The organism is Arenimonas soli (genome assembly GCF_014643775.1).
Taxonomy (GTDB): Bacteria; Pseudomonadota; Gammaproteobacteria; order Xanthomonadales; family Xanthomonadaceae; genus Arenimonas; species Arenimonas soli.
This window is the reverse complement of the sequence record NZ_BMKC01000003.1, coordinates 273,326-293,701: the sequence shown is the minus strand read 5'-3', so window position 1 is coordinate 293,701 and position 20,376 is coordinate 273,326. Positions and strand designations below refer to the sequence as shown.

At 70.0% G+C, this 20,376-nt stretch carries 21 protein-coding genes; 5 read left to right on the top strand and 16 right to left on the bottom strand.

The window, feature by feature from the left end:
- The first annotated feature begins 4 nt into the window (after positions 1–4).
- Genes IEX13_RS12010 through IEX13_RS11995 form a run of 4 tightly spaced genes read left to right on the top strand, consistent with a single transcriptional unit; the run spans position 5 to position 4,169 of the window.
- Complete coding sequence (locus IEX13_RS12010) at positions 5–1,786, top strand: penicillin-binding protein activator (protein ID WP_188664583.1); 1,782 nt, start codon at positions 5–7, stop codon at positions 1,784–1,786.
- Complete coding sequence (locus IEX13_RS12005) at positions 1,770–2,138, top strand: YraN family protein (protein ID WP_188664580.1); 369 nt, start codon at positions 1,770–1,772, stop codon at positions 2,136–2,138. The genes IEX13_RS12010 and IEX13_RS12005 overlap by 17 nt, the downstream gene beginning before the upstream one ends.
- Positions 2,139–2,166: 28 nt before the next feature.
- Entirely contained in the window at positions 2,167–3,570 is a 1,404-nt protein-coding gene (locus IEX13_RS12000) for an FAD-binding oxidoreductase (RefSeq protein WP_188664576.1), read from the top strand.
- A complete protein-coding gene (locus tag IEX13_RS11995; protein ID WP_188664573.1) occupies positions 3,567–4,169 on the top strand; it encodes a uracil-DNA glycosylase family protein in 603 nt (200 codons plus the stop codon). Before IEX13_RS12000 ends, IEX13_RS11995 begins: the two co-directional genes overlap by 4 nt.
- Here IEX13_RS11995 and IEX13_RS11990 read toward each other — a convergent pair.
- The 11 genes from IEX13_RS11990 to creD all read right to left on the bottom strand — a co-directional run bounded on the left by IEX13_RS11990 (position 4,166) and on the right by creD (position 13,173).
- On the bottom strand, positions 4,166–4,654 hold the full coding sequence (locus tag IEX13_RS11990) for a phosphatidylglycerophosphatase A family protein (protein WP_188664570.1): 489 nt from the start codon (positions 4,652–4,654) through the stop codon (positions 4,166–4,168). The genes IEX13_RS11995 and IEX13_RS11990 overlap by 4 nt on opposite strands.
- Entirely contained in the window at positions 4,651–5,613 is a 963-nt protein-coding gene (gene thiL / locus IEX13_RS11985; RefSeq protein WP_188664567.1) for a thiamine-phosphate kinase, read from the bottom strand. Before thiL ends, IEX13_RS11990 begins: the two co-directional genes overlap by 4 nt.
- Positions 5,613–6,074 (bottom strand): transcription antitermination factor NusB, encoded by a 462-nt coding sequence (gene nusB / locus IEX13_RS11980; RefSeq protein ID WP_188664564.1) that lies wholly within the window; start codon positions 6,072–6,074, stop codon positions 5,613–5,615. The genes thiL and nusB overlap by 1 nt, the downstream gene beginning before the upstream one ends.
- A complete protein-coding gene (ribH, locus tag IEX13_RS11975) occupies positions 6,071–6,538 on the bottom strand; it encodes a 6,7-dimethyl-8-ribityllumazine synthase (RefSeq protein ID WP_188664562.1) in 468 nt (155 codons plus the stop codon). The genes nusB and ribH overlap by 4 nt, the downstream gene beginning before the upstream one ends.
- A 38-nt stretch (positions 6,539–6,576) precedes the next feature.
- Positions 6,577–7,665, bottom strand: a complete 1,089-nt coding sequence (gene ribB / locus IEX13_RS11970; protein ID WP_188664559.1) for a 3,4-dihydroxy-2-butanone-4-phosphate synthase — start codon at positions 7,663–7,665, stop codon at positions 6,577–6,579.
- Positions 7,662–8,267 carry a riboflavin synthase gene (locus IEX13_RS11965; RefSeq protein WP_188664556.1) on the bottom strand — a complete coding sequence of 202 codons (606 nt, stop codon included), beginning with the start codon at positions 8,265–8,267 and terminating at the stop codon, positions 7,662–7,664. The genes ribB and IEX13_RS11965 overlap by 4 nt, the downstream gene beginning before the upstream one ends.
- A 114-nt stretch (positions 8,268–8,381) precedes the next feature.
- Positions 8,382–9,470 (bottom strand): bifunctional diaminohydroxyphosphoribosylaminopyrimidine deaminase/5-amino-6-(5-phosphoribosylamino)uracil reductase RibD, encoded by a 1,089-nt coding sequence (ribD, locus tag IEX13_RS11960; protein ID WP_188664553.1) that lies wholly within the window; start codon positions 9,468–9,470, stop codon positions 8,382–8,384.
- Positions 9,467–9,937, bottom strand: coding sequence for a GNAT family N-acetyltransferase (locus IEX13_RS11955; RefSeq protein WP_188664550.1), 471 nt, complete (start codon positions 9,935–9,937; stop codon positions 9,467–9,469). The genes ribD and IEX13_RS11955 overlap by 4 nt, the downstream gene beginning before the upstream one ends.
- A 37-nt stretch (positions 9,938–9,974) precedes the next feature.
- Positions 9,975–10,490, bottom strand: coding sequence for a transcriptional regulator NrdR (gene nrdR / locus IEX13_RS11950; RefSeq protein WP_188664547.1), 516 nt, complete (start codon positions 10,488–10,490; stop codon positions 9,975–9,977).
- Between the two features lie 10 nt (positions 10,491–10,500).
- On the bottom strand, positions 10,501–11,751 hold the full coding sequence (gene glyA, locus IEX13_RS11945) for a serine hydroxymethyltransferase (protein ID WP_188664544.1): 1,251 nt from the start codon (positions 11,749–11,751) through the stop codon (positions 10,501–10,503).
- 105 nt (positions 11,752–11,856) lie between these two features.
- Positions 11,857–13,173 carry a cell envelope integrity protein CreD gene (creD, locus tag IEX13_RS11940; RefSeq protein ID WP_188664541.1) on the bottom strand — a complete coding sequence of 439 codons (1,317 nt, stop codon included), beginning with the start codon at positions 13,171–13,173 and terminating at the stop codon, positions 11,857–11,859.
- 228 nt (positions 13,174–13,401) lie between these two features.
- On the opposite strand from creD, the gene ettA reads away from it, so the two are divergent.
- Positions 13,402–15,066, top strand: coding sequence for an energy-dependent translational throttle protein EttA (gene ettA, locus IEX13_RS11935; protein WP_188664538.1), 1,665 nt, complete (start codon positions 13,402–13,404; stop codon positions 15,064–15,066).
- A gap of 251 nt (positions 15,067–15,317) precedes the next feature.
- Here the strand turns inward: ettA and IEX13_RS11930 are convergent, their stop codons facing one another.
- The 5 genes from IEX13_RS11930 to IEX13_RS11910 all read right to left on the bottom strand — a co-directional run bounded on the left by IEX13_RS11930 (position 15,318) and on the right by IEX13_RS11910 (position 20,253).
- Positions 15,318–15,641, bottom strand: coding sequence for a hypothetical protein (locus IEX13_RS11930; RefSeq protein WP_188664535.1), 324 nt, complete (start codon positions 15,639–15,641; stop codon positions 15,318–15,320).
- Positions 15,634–16,206 (bottom strand): RNA polymerase sigma factor, encoded by a 573-nt coding sequence (locus IEX13_RS11925; RefSeq protein ID WP_188664532.1) that lies wholly within the window; start codon positions 16,204–16,206, stop codon positions 15,634–15,636. The genes IEX13_RS11930 and IEX13_RS11925 overlap by 8 nt, the downstream gene beginning before the upstream one ends.
- On the bottom strand, positions 16,199–16,576 hold the full coding sequence (locus IEX13_RS11920) for a DUF6249 domain-containing protein (protein ID WP_188664529.1): 378 nt from the start codon (positions 16,574–16,576) through the stop codon (positions 16,199–16,201). The genes IEX13_RS11925 and IEX13_RS11920 overlap by 8 nt, the downstream gene beginning before the upstream one ends.
- A 13-nt stretch (positions 16,577–16,589) precedes the next feature.
- Complete coding sequence (locus tag IEX13_RS11915) at positions 16,590–18,083, bottom strand: serine hydrolase domain-containing protein (RefSeq protein ID WP_188664526.1); 1,494 nt, start codon at positions 18,081–18,083, stop codon at positions 16,590–16,592.
- Positions 18,084–18,393: 310 nt separating this feature from the next.
- Positions 18,394–20,253, bottom strand: coding sequence for a S8 family serine peptidase (locus tag IEX13_RS11910; RefSeq protein ID WP_229668541.1), 1,860 nt, complete (start codon positions 20,251–20,253; stop codon positions 18,394–18,396).
- Positions 20,254–20,376 lie beyond the last annotated feature (123 nt).

Genomic DNA, 20,376 nt, shown 5'->3' with positions numbered 1-20,376 from the left:
GACCATGCTGCGAACCGCCCCCCTGTTGTTGGCCCTTGCCCTGCTCGCCGGCTGCGCCAGCGTGTCCGTGCAGCGTGGCCCCGGTACGCCGGCGCCGAGCGCACCGACCTCACCCGCGTCGCAGCTGGCCGATGAAGGCCGCCACGCCGAAGCGGCGCGCGCCTACGCCGCCCAGGCCGAACAGGCCCGCGGCGACGCCCGCGCCCGGGCCTGGCTGCGCGCCGCCTGGCAGCACCAGCTGGCCAACCAGCCCGAGGCCGCGCGCGCCGCCTTCGCCAATGCGCCGCGCCGGCGCCTGGAGGGCCAGGACGAACTGCTGCACGACCTGCTCAACGCCGGATTCCGCCTTGAAGCCGGCCAGGCCGAAGCGGCCCTGGCCCTGCTGGGCCAGCGCCGCGAAACCGTACCCGACGCCTATGCAACCAGCTGGCACCAACTGCGTGCCGACGCGCTGCGGCGCCTGGGCCGCGGCTTCGACGCCGCCGGTGACCTGGCCTGGCTGGCCGTGCGCCAGCTTGGCGAGGAGCGCGTCGCCACCGTCGGCGAAATCGTCAGCCTGCTTTCGGCCGAATCCGATGCCGCGCTGTCGGCCAAGGCCGCGGCGCTTCCGGTCGGGCACCCGCTTTACGCCTATGCGGGGCGCGCGCTGTCGCAGCGTGGCCTGCCGCTGCCGCGCCCCTACGACCGCAGCGGCAGCACGCCCGGACTCGACGCCCTGCCCCGGGCCGAATTCGACGGCTACCGCCCGCCCGAACGCCTGGCCGCGCTGCTGCCGCTGACCGGTCCGCTGGCCGCGGCCGGCCAGTCGGTGCGCGACGGCATGCTGGCCGGTTATTACGCCGAATCGCGCCGCCGACCGGCCCTGCGCTTCTACGACACCGGCGCGCCCGGTGGCCTGCGCGCGGCCCTGGCGAATGCCACCCGCGACGGCGCCCAGATGCTGGTCGGCCCGCTGTCGCGTGACGAAGTGAACGAACTGTTCGCCTCGCCCGAACTGTCGCTGCCCACCGTGGCGCTCAACCGCGGCAGCCATCCGCCGACCCCGGGCAGCGCCAGCTACGCGCTGGCACCCGAGGACGAAGGCGTGGCGGCCGCCGAACGCCTGCTCCAGCGCGGCCTGCGCCGCGTGCTGGTGGTCAGCCAGGCCGACGAAACCGCCCAGCGCAGCCTGGCGGCTTTCCGCGACCACATGCGCGCGCGCGGCGGCGAAATCATCGGCGAGGTCAGCATGCAGTCCGGCAACCCCGAAATCGTGCCGGCCCTGCAGCGGGCGGTTCAGTCCGCGGGCGGCCTGCGCCCCGAGGCGCTGTTCCTCAGCCTCAAGGCCGCCGAGGCCCGGCTGCTGGCCAGCCAGGTCGAACCGGCCGGCCTGGCCGGCGTGCCCCGGGTGGCGACTTCGCTGATCCTTTCAGGCGCCAACCTGCGCATGGACACCGAACTCGACGGCATCGAATACCCCGAGCTGCCCTGGCTGATCGGCCTGCGCGGCGGCCTGCCCGACCCGGACACCCTGGGCAGCACCCTGCCCAGCGCCCAGGGCGGCGGCGCCCGCCTGTTCGCCTTCGGCCTCGATGCCTGGAAGCTGGCGGTGTACCTGGACAAGCTGGTGTCCGACCCGGGCGCCCTGGTGCGCGGCGCCACCGGCGAACTCACGCTCGACGCCACCGGCCAGGTCCGGCGCGCACCGGCCTGGGCCGTGTTCAGCGGCGGCCGCCCGCGCCCCGCGCCCGACGGCGCGCTGTACCAGGACAACGGCGCGCCGGCGTCGGATGCCGGCACGCCCTGACCGACGCGCCCGCGGCGACGCCGCCGAAGACGCGGCGCGCCACCTGCTGGAAGGCGAAGGCCTGCGCACGCTGGCCCGCAACGTAAACTACCGGTTCGGCGAAATCGACCTGGTGATGCGCCACGGCGAATTCGTCGTTTTCGTCGAAGTGCGCTATCGGCATGACGATCGTTTCGGCGGCGGCCTGGCTTCGGTCGATCGCCGCAAATGCCGCCGCATCGTCCTTGCCGCCCGCGCCTGGCTCGCCCACCAGCCCGCGCTGGCCGACGCCCCTTGCCGCTTCGACATCGTCGCCGCGTCGCCCGCTGGCCTTGACTGGCAGCGCGCGGCGTTCATGCTCGACGACCTATGAAATCCGGCGTTTGGCCTACACTCGCGCCATGACCGATTTGCCTGCCGCGCTGACCGACGAACTGCGGACCCTGCTGGGTCCAGGCGGCCTGCTGCTCGATGAATCCGAACGCCTAGTCTACGGCTACGACAACTCCCGGCGGCAGGGCTTGCCGCTGGCCGTCGCGCTGCCCACCGACGCGGCGCAGGTGCAGGCCCTGGTGGGCCTGTGCCGCGACCACGGCCTGCCGGTGGTCGCGCGCGGGCGCGGCACCAATACCACCGGGGCCACGGTGCCCGGCGAAGACGCGCTGGTGGTTTCCTTCGAACGCATGGACCGGGTGCTGGCCATCCGACCCGGCGACCGGGTGGCGGTGGTGCAGCCGGGCCTGCTCAACGGCGACCTGCAGGCGGCGCTGGCGCCGCATGGCCTGTTCTGGCCACCCGATCCCACCAGTGCGGCCTTCAGCACCATCGGCGGCAACCTGGCCTGCAACGCCGGCGGCCCGCGTGCGGTGAAATACGGCGCCACCCGCGACAACGTGCTGGCGCTCAAGGCCGTCACCGGCACCGGCGCCCTGGTGGAGTTCGGCGCCGCGACCACCAAGGGCGCGAGCGGCTACGACCTGTCGCGCCTGCTGATTGGTTCCGAAGGCACGCTGGCGCTGATCGTCGAAGCCACGCTGAAACTGACGCCCCTGGCTCCGTCCCGCCGCGCCCTGCGCGCGCTGTACGCCGACGTGGAATCGGCCGCGGCCGCGGTCGCGCGATTGATGGCGCAGCCGGTCACGCCCTCGATGCTGGAGTTCATGGACGGCGACTGCGTGCGCCTGGCGCGCGAGGTCGGCGGCGCCGACCTGCCCGCGCAGGCCGGCGCGCTGCTGATGATCGAAGCGGACGGCGACGAGGCCGTTCTGGACGCCGCCGTTGCCGCGCTGACGCGCGCCGCCGACGGCCCCGGCTGCCTGGCGGTGGAAGCCGCGCCCGACGAAGCCGCGCGCACCCGCCTGTGGGCCGCGCGCAAGGCGCTTTCCCCGGCGCTGCGCACCCTGGCGCCGGGCAAAATCAATGAAGACGTGGTGGTGCCGGTGTCGCGCATCCCGGCCCTGGTGGCTGCGGTCCGCGAGGCCGCCGCCGCGCAGTCGCTGGCCATCGTGTGCTTCGGCCATGCCGGCAACGGCAACCTGCACGTCAACATCCTCTACGACCCGGCCAGCCCGGATGAAAGCGCACGCGCCGCCGCGGCGCTCGAGGCCGTATTCGACGCGGTCATCGCGCTCGGCGGGCTGGTGTCGGGCGAACACGGCATCGGCCTGGTCAAGCGCGAGCTGCTGGCACGTTCGCTGGACCAGGCAACCCTGTCACTGATGCGGGCGATCAAGTCGCAGTTCGACCCCGCCGGCATCCTCAATCCCGGCAAGGTGCTGCCGGGGCCGGCCGAGGGCCAGGCATGAGCCGGCCGCGCAGCGAGCTCGAACAGCTGCTCGGCGAAATCCGCGCCTGCCGCCTCTGCGAAGCCAGCCTGCCGCTGGGCCCCCGCCCGGTACTGCGCGCCAGCGACACCGCGAAGCTGCTGGTCGTCGGCCAGGCACCCGGCACCCTGGTGCACGGCAGCGGCATCCCCTGGGACGACGCCAGCGGCGTGCGCCTGCGCGGCTGGCTGGGCCTGGACAAAGCGGTGTTCTACGACGAATCGAAAGTGGCGATCGTGCCGATGGGGTTTTGCTACCCGGGCCGCGGCGCTTCGGGCGACCTGCCGCCCCGTCCCGAATGCCGCGCCACCTGGCACCCGCGGCTGCTGCCGCTGCTGCCGCAGGTGGAACTGGTGCTGGCGATCGGCCAGTACGCGCAGGCGTATTTCCTGGGCGACCGCCGCCGCAAGACGCTTACCGACACCGTGCAGGCCTGGCCCGACTACGCGCCGCGCATCTTCCCCCTGCCCCACCCCAGCCCGCGCAACACCGGCTGGTTCAAACACAACCCCTGGTTTGACGCCGAGGTCGTGCCCGCGCTTCGTTCGCGTGTTGCGTCGGTGATGGGAAACCCGGCTTAGAAGAACAGTGCGAGCAACTGCAGCGACCCCAACGCGTATAGCCCCGCCAGGGCGTCGTCGAGCATGGCGCCGAAGCCGCCGTGCAGCTTGCGGTCGGCCCAGCTGACCGGCCAGGGTTTGGCGATGTCGAAGATGCGGAACAGCACCAGCCCCGCCAGCATCCAGGGCCAGCCGGCCGGTGCCGCCAGCAGCGTGATCCAGACGCCGACGTATTCGTCCCAGACCACCAGGCCCGGGTCTTCGATCTTCGTATCGTGGATGACCCAGTGCGCCGCCCACCAGCCCAGCGCGAAGCCCGCGACCACCACCGCCAGGTAGGCCGGCAGCGGCAGGTCCTTCATGAAGAACCACCAGGGCAGCAGCGCCGCGACGCTGCCGACGGTGCCCGGGGCCTTGGGCGCAAAACCGGCGCCGAATCCCGCCGCGATCCAGCCGAGCGGATGTTTCATCAGCCGCCGGCGCGTGCCCTCGGGCAGCTGGCTCATGCGTGGCCACCCTCGAAGTGCTGGTAGCCGGTGGCCGGCGGGGTCCAGGCGCCACCCTCGGGGGTCAGCAGGCGCAGGCCCGGTTCGGCTTCGACCTGGCCGACCACGGTGGCCGGCAGCTCGAGCGCGGCCAGGGCCTGCTCGATCTCAAGGGCGCGGGCGGCGGGCGCGGTGAAACACAGTTCGTAGTCGTCGCCACCGGTGAGCTGCAGTTCCCAGCGGCGGTTTTCGTCGAAGTGGTCGGCCAGCGTGCGCGAACACGGCAGCCGGCCCAGGTCGAGGCGGGCGCCGACGCCGCTGGCGGCCAGCACGTGGCCCAGGTCGGCGGCCAGGCCGTCGCTGAGGTCGACCGCGGCGCTGGCCAGGCCGCGCAGTGCCAGGCCGGCCTGCACGCGCGGGGTCGGGCGGTCCAGGCGGTAGCGCAGCTTGGCCGAGGCCGGCCCGCGCTGGCGCCACTGCGCCAAACCGCCGGCGGCGTCGCCCAGGGTGCCGGTGACCCAGATGTCCTCGCCCACCCGGGCACCGCTGCGCAGCAGGGCCTGGCCGGCCGGCACCAGGCCGTGGGCCGTGACCGTCATCGCCAGCGGCCCGCGCGTGGTGTCGCCGCCGACCAGGGACACGCCGTGTTCGTCGGCCAGCTCCAGGAAACCGTCGAGGAAAGCATCGAGCCAGGCTTCGTCGCCGTCGGGCAGGGTCAGCGCCAGCGTGCACCAGGCCGGCGCGGCGGCCATGGCGGCCAGGTCGCTCAGGTTCACGGCCAGGGCCTTGTAGCCGACATCGGACGGCGCGGTGCCGTCGGGGAAATGCACGCCGGCGACCAGGGTGTCGCAGGTGACCACCAGTTCATGCCCGTCGGGCACGGCCAGCACGGCGGCGTCGTCGCCGATGCCCCTGACCACGTCGTCGCGTCGCGCCGCGCGGGCGCGGATGCGGTCGATCAGGGCGAATTCGCCCGGCATCAGGACCGGCGCGGCGCCTGGGCCTCGGCCGTGCGCCAGTCGGCCGCGGCGTGGTCGAGCACGCCGTTGACGAAAGTGTGGCCGTGCTCGGAACCAAACCGCTTCGTGGTTTCGATGGCCTCGTTGATGATCACGCGATAGGGCACGTCGATGCGGTGCCGCAGTTCGTAGGCGGCGATGCGCAGCACCGCGCGCTCGATCGGGTCCACCTGGTCGATGTCGCGGTCGAGGAACACCGCCAGCGCCTCGTCCAGCGCGGCCAGGTTCGCGTGCACGCCGCGCACCAGGTCCTCGAAGTATTCGACGTCGGCGATTTCCATGTCCTGCTCGTTGCGGAACTGTTCGAGCACCTTGGTGATGGCGGTATCGGACATCTGCCAGGCGTAGACCGCCTGCAGCGCGCGGCGGCGGGCGCGCGAACGCGCCTGCGGATCAACGCCGTCGAGTCGGGGATGTTTCATGCCAGTTTTCCAATCAGGTTGGCCATTTCGATCACCACCAGCGCGGCTTCTTCACCCTTGTTGCCGTGGGTGCCGTCGGCGCGTGCTTCGGCGTGCGCGTAGTCGTCCACCGCCAGCACGCCGTTGGCCACCGGCACGCCGGTGTCCAGGGCCACGCGCATCAGGCCGCGGGCGCATTCGTCGGCGACCTGTTCGAAATGGCGGGTGTCGCCGCGGACCACGCAGCCCAGCACGACCACGCCGGCATAACCCACGCGGTCGAGCGCATTGGCGGTGGCCACGGGGAGTTCCCAGGCGCCGGGGACGCGGATGACGTCCACGGCCTCGGCAGCCACGCCGTTGCCTTCGAACGCGCGGCGCGCGCCGTCCACCAGCGCATCGGTGATGCGCGGGTTCCAGCGGCTGGCGATGATCGCGAAACGGGCCGCGGCGGGGCTGCGGACGTCGCCTTCGAAGTGGGTCATGGGGACCGGGACGGGATGGGGGACGCCAGTTTACCCGTTCAGGGCGAGACGTATTCGATCACTTCCAGGCCGTAGCCAGCCAGGCCGACCTGGCGGCGCGGGGTGCCGAGCACGCGCAGCTTGCCCAGGCCCAGGTCGTGCAGGATCTGGGCGCCGGCGCCGTTGCGGCGCCACTCGCGGGCGCGCGGGGCGTCGGGGCTGGTGGATTCGGTGATGCGGGCCAGCAGGTCGTCGGGCGACAGTGGTTCGGACAGCACCACCACCACGCCCTCGCCCGCCGCCGCGACGGCCGCCAGCGCGTCGCCGGTGGCCACGCCGAAGTCGGCGCGCTGCCAGTGCAGGGCGTCCGACAGTGGGTTCTTGACGTGCACGCGCACCAGGGTGGGCCTGTCGGCACGCGGCTGGCCCAGGACCAGGGCGAAATGCAGGTCGCGGCTTAGCCGGTCGCGGTAGGTCACCAGGCGGAAGTCGCCGTGCGCGGTCGGGATGTCGCGTTCGTCCACGCGTTCGACCGTGTGCTCGGTTTCCAGGCGGTAGCGGATGAGGTCTTCGATCGAGCCGATCTTGAGGCCATGTTCGGCGGCGAACTTTTCCAGCTCGGGGCGGCGCGCCATCGACCCGTCGGGGTTGAGGATTTCCACCAGCACGCCGGCGGGCTCGAGGCCGGCCAGCAGGGCCAGGTCGCTGGCCGCCTCGGTGTGGCCGCTGCGCGTGAGCACGCCGCCGGGCTGGGCCATCAGCGGGAAGATGTGGCCGGGCTGGGTCAGGTCGTCGACCGCGGCGTCCGGGCGCACGGCGGTGCGGATGGTGTGGGCGCGGTCGTAGGCGCTGATGCCGGTGGTGACGCCTTCGGCGGCTTCGATGCTGACGGTGAAGTTGGTCTGGTAGGGCGAGTTGTTGTCGCGCACCATTGGGCCCAGGCCCAGCTGCCGGCAGCGTTCGCGGGTGAGCGACAGGCAGACCAGGCCACGGGCGTGGGTGACCATGAAATTGATGTCGGCCGGTTTCACCAGCTCGGCGGCCATGATCAGGTCGCCTTCGTTTTCGCGGTCCTCGTCGTCCACCACCACGACCATGCGGCCCTGGCGGATTTCTTCAAGCAGTTCGGGGACGGGGGCGAAACTCATGCGGATTCCTCGCGCGCGGCAAGCAGCCGTTCGACGTAGCGGGCGACGGTGTCGACCTCGAGATTGACGGCGCCGCCGACGACGGTTTCGCCGAAGGCGGTGTGGGCGACGGTGTGCGGCACCAGGTTCACTTCGAAGCCGGCGGCGTCGACGGCGTTGACGGTGAGGCTGGTGCCATCGACGGCGATCGAGCCCTTCACCGCCACATAGCGCAGCACCGATGCGGGCGCGGAAAACCGCCAGCGCTGGCTGCGGCCGTCGTCCCAGATTTTTTCCACGCGGCCGACGGCATCGACATGCCCCGAGACCAGGTGGCCGCCCAGGCGGTCGGTGGGCAGCAGCGAACGTTCGAGGTTGACGGCGGCGCCGATGGGCAGGCTGCCGAGCGTGGTCAGCGCCAGGGATTCGTTGGAAACATCGGCATCCCAGCCTTCGGCATCGAAGGCCACCACGGTGAGGCAGCAACCATTGACCGCAATCGACTCGCCCAGGGCGACATCGTCGTGCGCCATGGCACCCCAGCCAAATCGCAGGCGCTGGTCGCCCCCGCGCGGCTCGCGCGCCAGCAGCCGGCCAACCGATTGGATCAATCCCGTGAACATGCCGTCACCCGTCATCCGGCCACCGCCGGGAGCCCGCCATTGTACGCGGGCCAACCGCGACAGGCTTCGCCACCCAATGGAACAAACCGTCCCCTACCGGACTTCAAAATGGGGTCAGGGCGCGAGCAGGAGGCGGAGGTCGGGGCCGACCTGGCGGGTTTCGAGCAGGCGCAGGCCGATGCGGTCGGCCATTGACGCGGGGGTCACGCCGGCCAGCAGGGGGCGGCCGCGTTCGCCCAGCAGCACGGGGGCGACGTAGAGCAGCAGTTCGTCCACCAGGCCGGCGGCGACCAGGGCGCCGGAAAGCGTGGCGCCGGCTTCGACCTGCAGTTCGTTGATGCCGCGCTGCGCCAGCTGCGACAGCACCGCGTTCAGGTCCAGGCCCGCACCTGCGCGGCGCACCGCGAAAGCGTCCACGTTGTCGCCGTAGTCGGGCACCACGTCGTCGCCGTGCACGGCCAGGGTGGGCGCCGCGCCGTCGATGAGAAGCGCGGCGCCGGCCGGCAGGCGCCCGCGTTCGTCCAGCACCACGCGCAGCGGCGGCACGAAGGCCTCGTCGCCGGCCAGACGCACCGTCAGGCGCGGGTCGTCGGCGAGCACGGTGCCGATGCCGGTCATGATCGCGCCCGAGCGGGCACGCCAGCGCATCACGTCGGCGCGCGAGGCCTCGGACGTGATCCACTTCGACACGCCGTCTTCCAGCGCCGTGCGCCCGTCCAGGCTCATGCCCAGCTTCACCCGCACCCAGGGCCGGCCGCGTTCGATGCGCGAGATGAAGCCGCGGTTCTGGTGCCGCGCCGCGGCTTCCATCAAGCCATGGTCGACCGTGATGCCCGCCGCGGCCAGCTTGGCGAAGCCCTGCCCCGCCACCTGGTAGAACGGATCGCGGCAGGCCGCCACCACCCGGGTGACGCCGGCCGCCACCAGCGCGTCGGCGCAGGGCGGCGTGCGGCCGTGGTGGGCGCAGGGCTCGAGCGTGACGTAGGCCGTGGCCCCCGACGCGCGGCCGCCGGCGGCGCGCAGCGCCATCACTTCAGCATGGGGTTCGCCGGCGCGCTCATGCCAGCCCTCGCCCAGCACCCGGCCGCCTTCGGCGATGACGCAGCCGACCACCGGATTGGGTTTGGTGGTGAAACAGCCGCGCTCGGCCAGCTGCAGCGCGCGGGCCATGTGGGCGTGGTCGTGGGCGGAAAACGGGGTCATGCCGGGATGATGTCCATCAGGTGCACGGACCGGCCGCGCAGCGTCGCCGCGCCCTGGTCGCGCCAGCCCAGCGATGCGTAGAAGCCGACGTGTTCGGGCGTGAACAGCCACAACCGGGGCACCCGCTCCCGCGCCGCCAGCGCCACGCAGGCGCGCACCAGCGCGGCGCCGATGCCGCGGCCGCGCGCCTGCTCGAGCACGAACAGGCTGGCCAGCCAGGCGTCGCCGACGCCCCTGAATTCAGGCGCGTCTTCGTCCACCAGGCTCACCGAACCCACCGCGGCCTCGTCCTGCATCGCCACCAGCGTGGTCGGCCGGCCGCGCCGACTGGCGTGGTCTTCAAGTTCGGCGGTGGCCAGGGCCAGGTTCCAGTCGGCCGGATCGTAGAAATGACCCCAGTGTTCGACGTGCCACGCCGCCAGCCGCGCCGCCTGCCCCGGGCAATCCGCCAGGGGCCGTATATCCACCCGGATCATTTCCCGGGGGACCCCGAATGAACCCGGGTCACTTCTTGGCCTTGTCCGTGGCGGCGTCGAGCAGGGGCAGCTGCAGGCCTTCGAGGCCGGGAAGGTCGCGTTCCAGGCGCTCGATTTCCTCGCGGAAGGCCTGAACGTCCTCGAACTTGCGGTACACGGACGCGAAGCGCACGTAGGCCACCTGGTCGAGCTTCTTGAGCTCGGCCATCACGAACTCGCCCACCCGCAGCGAAGGCAGTTCACGTTCGCCGGTGAGGCGAAGCGCGTGGATGACGCCGCGCACGGCGACGTCGATGTCCTCGGCCGACACCGGGCGCTTTTGCAGCGCACGGTCGAAGCTGATGCGCAGCTTGCGTTCGTCGAAGGCCTCGCGGCGGCCGTCGCTCTTGACGATGGCGGGCAGCTTGAGCTCGGCGTTTTCGAAGGTGTTGAAACGTTCGCCGCAGGCCTCGCACTCGCGGCGACGGCGGATGGTGCTGCCGTCGTCGGACACGCGTGAATCGATCACGCGGGTGTCGGTGTGCTGGCAGAAGGGGCAAAACATCCGGGCGCGGTCAGCCGTAGACCGGGAAGGCCCGGCACTGCTTGGTGACGTTCTCGCGCACGCCGGCGATGACGTTTTCGTCCGCCGGGGCGTCGAGCACGTCGCACATCCAGTTCGCCAGCGCCACGCACTCCGGTTCCTTGTAGCCGCGGGTGGTGACCGCCGGCGTGCCGATGCGCAGGCCCGAGGTGACGAAGGGCGAACGCGGGTCGCCGGGCACGGCGTTCTTGTTGACCGTGATGTGGGCGGCGCCCAGCGCGGCCTCGGCGTCCTTGCCGGTGACGTCGCGGCCGATCAGGTCGATCAGCATCAGGTGGTTTTCCGTGCCGCCGGAGACGATCTTGTAGCCACGCGCCATCATCGCCTTGGCCATGGCCTGGGCGTTCTTGACGACCTGCTTCTGGTAGTCGGTGAACGCTGGCTCCAGCGCTTCCTTGAAGGCCACCGCCTTGGCGGCGATCACGTGCATCAGCGGGCCGCCCTGGGTGCCCGGGAACACCAGCGACTGGAACTTCTTCTCCAGCGCTTCGTTGGCCTTGGCCAGGATGATGCCGCCGCGCGGACCGCGCAGGGTCTTGTGCGTGGTCGAGGTGACGACGTCGGCAAACGGCAGCGGATTCGGATAGACGCCGGCGGCCACCAGGCCAGCCACATGCGCCATGTCCACGAAGAAGTAAGCGCCCACCGACTTGGCGATTTCCGCCATGCGCGCCCAGTCCACCACCTGCGAGTAGGCGCTGAAGCCGGCCACCAGCATCTTGGGCTGGTGTTCGGTGGCCAGGCGCTGGACTTCGTCGTAGTCGATCATGCCCTGCTCGTCCACGCCGTACTGCACGGCGTTGAACAGCTTGCCGCTGAAGTTGACCTTGGCGCCGTGGGTCAGGTGGCCGCCGTGCGCCAGCGACATGCCCAGGATGGTGTCGCCGGGCTGCAGCAGCGCCAGGTACACCGCGGCATTGGCCTGCGAACCCGAATGCGGCTGCACGTTGGCGTAGTGGGCGCCGAAGAGCTGCTTGACGCGCTCGATCGCCAGCTTCTCGGCGATGTCCACGTATTCGCAGCCGCCGTAATAACGCTTGCCCGGATACCCTTCGGCGTACTTGTTGGTCAGCACGCTGCCCTGGGCCTCCAGCACGCGGGGGCTGGCGTAGTTTTCCGAGGCGATCAGCTCAACGTGGTCTTCCTGGCGGCGGGCTTCCTGGGCGATGGCCCGGGCCAGTTCATCGTCGTAACCAGCGATCTGCATGTCCTTGGCAAACATCGGGGCGCGCTTCCTTAGAATGGCTTGCAAGCCTGAAATTGTAGCCCCGACAGGGGTTTGCGGCCAGCGCCGGGCCGTCCAGGGTCCCGGCGCCGGCCCCGCCCCTCACGTCCGGCCCAGCGTGTGCCAATCCACCCGCCGGGTCAGCGCCATCACCGCCGCCAGGGCCGCGAACAGCACGCCGCTGCCCACCAGCAGGGCATGGTCTTCCGAGCGCAGCAGCAGGTACAGCAGGCCATACAGGGCCGCCAGGCCCAGGCCGAAGCCCAGCCCCCGTCCCCGCCCGCCCAGCACCCCGGCCAGGTAGAAGCCCAGCAGGCTGCTGCAGGCCACCGCCGCCGCGGCATAGGCCGGCCCGAAGCCGATGTGCTCGGACAGCGACAGCAGCAGCAGGTAGAACATCGCCATCGCCAGCCCGGTGAGGCCGTATTGCACGAAATGCACCGGCCGGGCCGCCAGCGCCTCGACCAGGAACACCGCGCCGAACACCAGGCCCAGGAACAGCAGCGCGTACTTGATCGCCCGTTCGGTCATCAGGTAGCGGTCCACCGGCTCCACCAGCCGCAGCCCGAAGGCGCCTTCGAAAACGCCCTCGCAGCGCCCGTCGGACGGCGCGCAGGCCGCCAGGGCCTGGGACACCCGGCTCGACAGCCGCGACACCGCCCAGCGGGCGCTGAAACCCGAGTCACCGACCTCGCGCTGGTCCGGCAGGTGGTGGCCCTCGAATCCCGGGTGCGGCCAGTCGCCGGCCAGGCTGACGCTGGTTTCGCCGCCCACCGGCACCCAGGCCAGGGAACCGGTGCCGGTCAGGTCCAGGTCGACCGAAAACGGCAGTCCGCCGTCCAGGGCGGCCAGCGGCACCGCCGCATGCAGGCCCTCGCCCAGCCAGGCCACCCGCGAGCCCGGTTCGACGGCGATGGCCTTGCCGGCCAGTTCCAGGCTGATCCGGCGCACGCCCCGGTTGTCGCCCAGGCCAAGCACCAGCCAGGCGCGTTTGGGCTGCAGCTGGCCCGCGTCCACCGGCGGCGGCACGTGCCTGAACCGGCCCGTCAGCTTCTGGCTGGCGTGGAAGACCGGCACGCTGAACAGGCTGCGCCCGCGGCGTTCGCTGCGCAGGCTGCCGGTTACGGCCAGCTGTTCGGGCGCCACAAGGTAGTGGAAGGGCTGCACCGTTTCTTCGGTTTCCTGGCTCATGTGGCCACCGCGGTTCACCACCCGCCGGTGTTCGGTGCGGTGTTCGGCCTCCACCAGCAGCAGCGGGCCCACCAGGGCCTGTTCGCCGGCCGTTGCCCGGGCGATCTCGGCCGCCACCTCCTGCCCGCGCTGCTGGCGCTCGGTGACCAGGCCGCTGAGCATCATCAGCGGCACCAGCAGCAGCAGCAGCAAAAGCCCGACCAGGGCCAGTTTCCATCCGATGCGCATGGCGCCATCCCCGAAATCGCCGCCAAGCGCGGCCAGGGAGAGTCAAACAGCCGAATCGGGCGGGACAACGGCAGCGAAATGGCGAAACGCGGGCGGTTCAGGCCGGGCGCCGTTTCGGCGATAATGGCCGCCCCTCCGATTGACGGACCGGCTGCGCCCCCTGGCGCGGCCCCACCCCCGCCCGGCCCCGCGCTCCTGCGCGCCGGCGCGCTTGAACCGGGAAACACCATGTCGCAATACATCTACACCATGATCGGCGTCAGCAAGACCGTGCCGCCGAAGAAGCAGATCATCAAGGACATCTCGCTGTCCTTCTTCCCGGGCGCCAAGATCGGCCTGCTGGGCCTGAACGGCTCGGGCAAGACCACGGTGCTGCGCATCATGGCCGGCGTGGACACCGATTTCACCGGCGAAGCGCGCCCGCAGCCGGGCATCAAGATCGGCTACCTGGAACAGGAACCAAAGCTCAACCCCGAACACACCGTGCGCCAGGCGGTGGAAGAAGGCGTGGGCGACATCCTGCAGGCGCAGCAGCGCCTGGACGAGGTCTACGCGGCCTATGCCGAAGAAGGCGCGGACTTCGACAAGCTGGCCAAGGAACAGGAGCGCCTGGAGGCGATCCTGGCCTCGGGCGACGCCCACACCCTGGAACAGCAGCTGGAAGTTGCCGCCGACGCGCTGCGCATCCCGCCCTGGGACGCGATCGTCGGCCCGCTGTCGGGTGGCGAGAAGCGCCGCGTGGCGCTGTGCCGCCTGCTGCTGTCCAAGCCCGACATGCTGCTGCTCGACGAACCCACCAACCACCTCGACGCCGAGTCGGTGGAATGGCTCGAACAGTTCCTGGCCCGCTACCCGGGCACCGTGGTGGCGGTCACCCATGACCGCTACTTCCTGGACAACGCCGCCGAGTGGATCCTGGAACTCGACCGCGGCCGCGGCATTCCCTGGAAGGGCAACTACAGCGAATGGCTGCAGCAGAAGTCCGACCGCCTCAAGCAGGAAGAGTCGCAGGAGAAGGCCCGGCAGAAGGCGCTGCAGCGCGAGCTTGAATGGTCGCGCCAGAACGCCAAGGGCGGCCGCAGCAAGGGCAAGGCGCGCCTGCAGCGGCTCGAGGACCTTCAGTCGGTCGAGTACCAGAAGCGCAACGAAACCAACGAGATCTTCATCCCGCCGGGCGAGCGCCTGGGCAACAACGTGATCGAGTTCAAGAACGTCTCCAAGAGCTACGGCGACCGGCTGCTGTTCGAAGACCTGAACTTCACGGTGCCCAATGGCGCGATCATCGGCATCATCGGCCCCAACGGCGCCGGCAAGTCGACGCTGTTCCGCATGCTTGCCGGCCAGGAAAAGCCGGACAAGGGCGAGGTCAACATCGGCCCGACGGTGAAGCTGGCCTACGTGGACCAGTCGCGCGATTCACTCGATGCCGACAAGAACGTCTGGCAGGCGGTGTCGGGCGGCTCGGACATCCTCACGATCAACGGCGTCGAGATCCAGTCGCGCGCCTACATCGGCCGCTTCAACTTCAAGGGCCAGGACCAGCAGAAGCTGGTGGGCACGCTGTCGGGCGGTGAACGCGGCCGCCTGCACATGGCGTCCACCCTGCTGCAGGGCGGCAACGTGCTGCTGCTCGACGAACCGTCGAACGACCTGGACATCGAAACCCTGCGTGCGCTGGAAGACGCGCTGCTGGAATTCCCGGGCTGCGCGCTGGTCATTTCGCATGACCGCTGGTTCCTTGACCGCATCGCGACGCACATCCTGGCCTTCGAAGGCGATTCGCACGTGGAGTTCTACCAGGGCAACTACCGCGAATACGAAGAAGACAAGAAGCGCCGCCTCGGCGAGGAAGCCGCCGGCCCGCACCGACTGCGCTTCAAGGCCCTCAAGTAAGCTTCCGTGGGAGGGACTTCAGTCCCGAATCGCACTTCCGGAAAACGGCGCCAGTTGGCGCCGTTTTCTCTCGCCCCTCCGTAGGAGCGCCTTCAGGCGCGAGACGCGCGCAAGTAGTGATCGCCGTTCACCGACAGAAGGCGTAGCTCCGCTCCCGGCCAGAAGCGGACGTTGCCTAGTCGGATCACACACCTGGGCCAGGTCGCGTCACCCAGCGGCGTCCGCTGAGATGAAATCGACGCCCGCGCCGGCTAACCCTCTTCCAGCGCCCATGCGCAGCTGACCAACGTGACTCCAAGCAACAAAACGCCGATGCCGGCGGATGCGGCGCCGAAGTCGTCCGCAAGCCACTCTTGCGCTACTTGTTGCCAAACCGGCGACGACATCAAGGCCAGCCATGCCACCAGGCTGCCGGTCACGGCTGCGCCCGGCAGCAACCAGGGTCGCGGCCCGCGACGCGGTGGCAGGCGGCGCATCACACGCGCTGAGAATCCGTCATCCGCGACGGCGCCGGGGAAGTTTCGGCGCAGGAGGTCATCGAGTTGCGGATCGGATGCGTCTTTGTGTTCAGTCATTGCCTTGGTCTCCGGGTGCCCAGTCCTTGAGTAGAAGCCGAAGCTTGGCCTTGCCACGCGCCACATGCGTTTTCACGCTGCCCAGCGGCATGTCCAGCACCACGGCCGCCTCCTCGTGGGTGAATTCGAGCTGCACGCAGTACAGCAGTGCCGCACGCTGGTTGATGGACAGGCGGCGCAGGGCTGCGTCCAGGTCGAGACCCCATTCAGGCCCGGGCCCGTCCGTGCCCAACGCGTCGTCTGCGTCCAAGGCCATGTCCTGGTGCGTCCGCCCGCCGTGGCTACGCAGGTGTCGCAGAAAGCAGGCGTAGGCGATCCGGTAAAGCCAGGTGCCGAAGCGCGATTCGCCGCGGAACTGAGCCAGCTTGCGCCAGGCCAGGACGAAGGTTTCCTGCGCGAGGTCGTCGGCCAGCGCGGGGTCGTCGCCGAGCAGCCGGCGCAATTGGGCACGGACCAGCCCCTGGTGCCGGCGAACCAGCTGTTCAAAGGCGCGGGCGCCGTCGTCCCGCAAGGCACTGTCGACCAGGGCCGCATCGATGCGCGCCTGCGCATCGCGATCATCCATGCCCGCCCCCGCGCCGGGATAGGTACCAGTTGCCGAGGTAGCCCAGGCCCAGCGCCACCGGCAGGATGCCAAGGCCCCAGAGTTCCGCCACGGGGTGGCCCCGCGGGAAGTCGAGCGGGAGCGCCAGCAGCGTGATGCCCAGCCCGAGGCCGCCGGCCAGCAGTACCAGCGCCCGGCGACGGTCGCAGTCCTGCGGCGGCGCCTCGCCGGGCAGCGTGTTGGGCAAGGCGACGCCCGATTCGGCCAGCTGCAGCAGGAACCGGTAGCGCATTTCGGCGCGGGCGCGGCGGTAGCGCAACACCAGGGCGGTGATCAGAACCGGGGGCAACATGATCGCTGCCGGGATAATCAGGATCGGAAGGAGTTCCATGGGTGTGCTCCAGTTACGGTTGGCTTGTTTCAAAAAGGGACGCTTCCACCTGGGCGTGCAGCCATTCGCGCATGCCTTCCGCGGCATGGTCCTGGTTGGCCAGCACGATGATCACCAGGTCGTCGTCGGGGTAGTGGATGAACTCGGCCGATATGCCGGGCGCGCCGCCGTTATGCCCCACCCAGCGCCGCTCGGGCGTCCCGCCGATGCTGGAAAGATAGCCGTAAGCCATGGGCCCGGTCTGCTGGTGGGGTGTCCACAGGACGTCGAGCTGCGCGCGGGTCAGCAGGCGCCCGGCGGCCAGGGCCCGCGAGAAGGCGAACAGGTCGCGGGCGGAAGCGTAGCCGCCGCCGGCTGCGGATCCCCGCAGGCTCAGCTCGGCGCTGTTGTCCTGCCACGTGCCCGTGTCGGTCTTGAGGTAGCCCAGCGCAAAACCGGCGGCTACGTCGTCGCTGCGGTAATGGTCCGCATGCACCATGCCGGCCGGCCGATAGATGTGGTCGCGGATGTACCGGTAGTAGTCGCTGCCGCTGACCGCTTCGATGATGAGGCCCAGGATGACCGGGCCGCCATTGCTGTATTCCAGCCCCTTGCCCGGCTCGAACCGCAGCGGCTGGTCCACGAAGGTTTCCAGGAATTCCTGCTGGGTGTCGAGCTCGTGGCGGCGCGCGGCGTGCGCGGCATTCCAGTAGTCGCCGACGCCGGACGTGTGGGTGAGCAGCTGGTGGATCGTCACGTGGTCACGGATCGTCGCGTTCGGGAAGTCCGGCAGATGCAGCCCGACGGTGTCCTGCCAATCCAGCTTGCCGGCCGCCTGCAGCTGGGCGATGGCGATCCCCGTGAACATCTTGTTGATCGAGCCCAGGTTGATCGGCGTATCGAGCGTGTTGGCGCGACCGGACTGGCGGTCCGCCAGGCCGACGGCGTCGGCGTAGATCACGTCGTCGCCGCGGGCCACCAGCACGGCGCCGGAGAACCGGCCGGCTTCGGACTCGACCTTGACGCGGTCGCGAATCACCGCGGGCAACTGCTCCTGCCCGACCGAGGCCACCTGCGGCGGCAGCGGCCTGAGGGCGAAACGATCGATCCGGGGCGAATCGGTTCCGATCACCGCTAGCGTCAACGACAGGCGCCGGCCGGTCGGCAAGGTGTACTGCAGTTCGCCGGTGGGGCCTTGTTCGCCCTGGATCACGTTGGGCGCTGGCAGCGCCCCCAACTCCGACGCCAGAGCCTCGGAGAGCATGGCCAAGGTTTCCAGCAGGTCTGCATCGCCATTGCGCTCACGCAGGCCGGGGCTGAAGTGGCGCGCCAGAAGCGCCTGGCGTTCATCGGCTCCGGCGGACACGGCGTGCCAGAAGTGCGCGGCCTGTTCCTCCAGCACGCCACTCGACGTGCTAGCGGGGGTGGCGCCGGACTCCGGTTCGGACGCGGCGGTGGCCGCCGAGCCCATTGCCGCCGCCAAGGCGAGGGCCGCCAAGGTGTGTCGCACTGCATCGATGGCCATCATTTCCAAGCTCCGGGGTGCGCGGACGTATTTCAGCGCTTCGGAGGCTTGGATGCGGGGTGGAGGTCGTTTGGATTCACCGGCGTGACAGCTACGCGGCCGGACGTCCGCTTCGGGTCGGTACCGGCCTTGGTGGCAATCGGCCAGGAGCGGCCAGTCAGCTGAACTCCCAGGACGTGCCAAAACCCGCTGCGGTGGCGACACCGGACCAGCTGCGGCATTGGCCAGGCCAATGGCCAATCCTCTTGCCATGGCCACGAATGCAGAAGGCCCGCTTGCGCGGGCCTTCTGTGGAACCGGTTTCCGTGTCGACTCAGTACGTGACGATGACGGTGGCCGTGCAGCTGGTGGTGCCGGCATTGCACACCTGGTAGCTCGCCGAGGTGGCGCCCAGGTTTTCGCTGAAGCCGCCGGAATTGCTGGTCGTGGTGATCTTGCCGCCGTTGCGGAAGATGTCCACCGTCGCGCCACCGCCGCTCCAGGACAGGCTGTAGTTGTAGTTCTTGCCGCGCTTGTTCACCGAACCGCTGAGGTTCTCCGGTGCGCCCGCCGGCGGCGGCGGCTCGCTGCCACCGCCACAGCCGCTCGCGGTCAGGTAGTCGCTGGCCGCCTTGGCCTTGACGATGCCGTAGCCGAAGTAGACGTCCGGGCCTGCGGCGCCGGCGTCCTCGGCCGTGGCCTTGAGGGCCTCACGGATCTGGGTGCCGGTGCAGGTCGGGTGGTTCGACCACACCAGCGCCGCGACGCCGGACACGCCCGGCGTGGCCATCGAGGTGCCGCTCATGTAGCCGTAGTCGCCGGCGCCGACGCTGATCGCGGCGGAAGACGAACCGACCAGCGCGCTGCGGTCCTCGAGCGCGGCGCCAACCGCCGGGATCGAGGTGGTGTTGGCGGTGCCGAGCGTTCCGTACAGCATGCCCGCTTCGTTGTTGATGATGATGGCGCCGATGCCGCCGGAGTTCTGGCAGTTCTTCACCTTGTCGTGGAAGGAGATCACGCCGCGATCGATCACGCAGACCCTTCCGGCCGCGCCGGCGGCCGTCGACTCGGCCGTGCCCATGAAGAAGGTGGAACCGGACGCGGAACCCGCGTTCTCCATGGCGGACGACGCAAACCCGCTGCCGTCGGCTTCGAGCGTGGAAAGCGTGGCGCCGCCGGCCGGATAGGTGGAAAGCGTGTCCACGCCGCCGGCCGTCGCTTCCACGCAGTAGCCATCGTGGGTTTCGGTGGTGGCGTTCTTGCCGCGACCCGTCGAGACCGTGCAGGACGGGAACTGCGAGAAGCTGGCGATCTGGTTATTGGCGTCGTTGGCGCCGATCATCATCACCGACTTGTAGCCGGCCGGGTAGGAACGCACGCTGTTGCCGTCGTTGCCCGCCGCGGCGATGACCAGGCCGCCATTGGCGGTGAACTGGTCGAAGGCATTCTGCTCGGTGCTGTTGGCGCCACCACCACCCAGGCTCATGGAGATGATCTTCGCGCCGGCCTCCGAACACTTCGACGCCGCATGGGCCAGGTCGGACGAGTAACCCCAGCCCGCGTCGTTGAAGACCTTGACGATGTGCAGCGGATTGCCCGGCGCCATGCCGACCACGCCGAAGCCGTTGTCGAGCGCCGCGACGGTGCCGGCGACGTGGGTGCCGTGCGGGCCGCCGTCCTGGTACCAGTTGCCCGTGCCGCTGTCGTTGCTGCCGGTGATGTTGCTGTCCGAGAAGTCCATGTTCGGACCGCCCGTCTCGCCCTGGCCCGCATAGGCCAGGCCGGAATCGATGACGCAGACCTTCTTGGCGCTGGCCAGGTTCAGGGCGACCTGGTTGGCCTGCGACTGATAGATCGCGTAGGGCGTCAGCTGGGTCGTGGTCGGGTCACCGGCGTCGTCGTTGTACAGCGCCATCAGGTAGCGCGGGTGGTCCTGCTCGACGTACTCGATGTTCGGATTGTTCTTCAGGCCATTGAGGGCAGCCGCGGGAACCGAAATGGCCATCGCGTTCATGCCCGAGATCTGCAACTTGATGCTGCCGCCGGAGGCGCGGACGGCGTTTTCGACGTTGCCGCGGGCACCGTCCTTGAACTTGACGATGTACCGATCGGCATCCGGCTGGGAAGCCAGGGCCGCGCCCGAAAACGCGAGTGCGACGGCAGTGCAAAGCAGATTACGGGTCAGCTTGTTCACTAAAATCCTCCAGCGGTTACAGGGACGCGGCGGAGACAGAACTGTGCTGCCCGTCGCAAAGTAACCGGAAGCTAGCAGGATTTATCCCGCATTCATATGGGGGCATTCTTTAACCGAATATTA

Excerpts from the sequence above, each read along its gene's own strand:
- ribH (WP_188664562.1), bottom strand. The coding sequence starts at position 6,538 with ATGACCCACTTCGAAGGCGACGTCCGCAGCCCCGCCGCGGCCCGTTTC.
- IEX13_RS12010 (WP_188664583.1), top strand. The coding sequence starts at position 5 with ATGCTGCGAACCGCCCCCCTGTTGTTGGCCCTTGCCCTGCTCGCCGGC.
- IEX13_RS11930 (WP_188664535.1), bottom strand. The coding sequence starts at position 15,641 with ATGACTGAACACAAAGACGCATCCGATCCGCAACTCGATGACCTCCTG.
- ettA (WP_188664538.1), top strand. The coding sequence starts at position 13,402 with ATGTCGCAATACATCTACACCATGATCGGCGTCAGCAAGACCGTGCCG.
- ribD (WP_188664553.1), bottom strand. The coding sequence starts at position 9,470 with ATGACCCCGTTTTCCGCCCACGACCACGCCCACATGGCCCGCGCGCTG.
- IEX13_RS12000 (WP_188664576.1), top strand. The coding sequence starts at position 2,167 with ATGACCGATTTGCCTGCCGCGCTGACCGACGAACTGCGGACCCTGCTG.
- IEX13_RS11920 (WP_188664529.1), bottom strand. The coding sequence starts at position 16,576 with ATGGAACTCCTTCCGATCCTGATTATCCCGGCAGCGATCATGTTGCCC.
- IEX13_RS12005 (WP_188664580.1), top strand. The coding sequence starts at position 1,770 with ATGCCGGCACGCCCTGACCGACGCGCCCGCGGCGACGCCGCCGAAGAC.
- ribB (WP_188664559.1), bottom strand. The coding sequence starts at position 7,665 with ATGAGTTTCGCCCCCGTCCCCGAACTGCTTGAAGAAATCCGCCAGGGC.
- creD (WP_188664541.1), bottom strand. The coding sequence starts at position 13,173 with ATGCGCATCGGATGGAAACTGGCCCTGGTCGGGCTTTTGCTGCTGCTG.
- nrdR (WP_188664547.1), bottom strand. The coding sequence starts at position 10,490 with ATGTTTTGCCCCTTCTGCCAGCACACCGACACCCGCGTGATCGATTCA.
- IEX13_RS11925 (WP_188664532.1), bottom strand. The coding sequence starts at position 16,206 with ATGGATGATCGCGATGCGCAGGCGCGCATCGATGCGGCCCTGGTCGAC.
- glyA (WP_188664544.1), bottom strand. The coding sequence starts at position 11,751 with ATGTTTGCCAAGGACATGCAGATCGCTGGTTACGACGATGAACTGGCC.
- thiL (WP_188664567.1), bottom strand. The coding sequence starts at position 5,613 with ATGCCGGGCGAATTCGCCCTGATCGACCGCATCCGCGCCCGCGCGGCG.
- IEX13_RS11990 (WP_188664570.1), bottom strand. The coding sequence starts at position 4,654 with ATGAGCCAGCTGCCCGAGGGCACGCGCCGGCGGCTGATGAAACATCCG.
- nusB (WP_188664564.1), bottom strand. The coding sequence starts at position 6,074 with ATGAAACATCCCCGACTCGACGGCGTTGATCCGCAGGCGCGTTCGCGC.
- IEX13_RS11965 (WP_188664556.1), bottom strand. The coding sequence starts at position 8,267 with ATGTTCACGGGATTGATCCAATCGGTTGGCCGGCTGCTGGCGCGCGAG.
- IEX13_RS11995 (WP_188664573.1), top strand. The coding sequence starts at position 3,567 with ATGAGCCGGCCGCGCAGCGAGCTCGAACAGCTGCTCGGCGAAATCCGC.
- IEX13_RS11915 (WP_188664526.1), bottom strand. The coding sequence starts at position 18,083 with ATGATGGCCATCGATGCAGTGCGACACACCTTGGCGGCCCTCGCCTTG.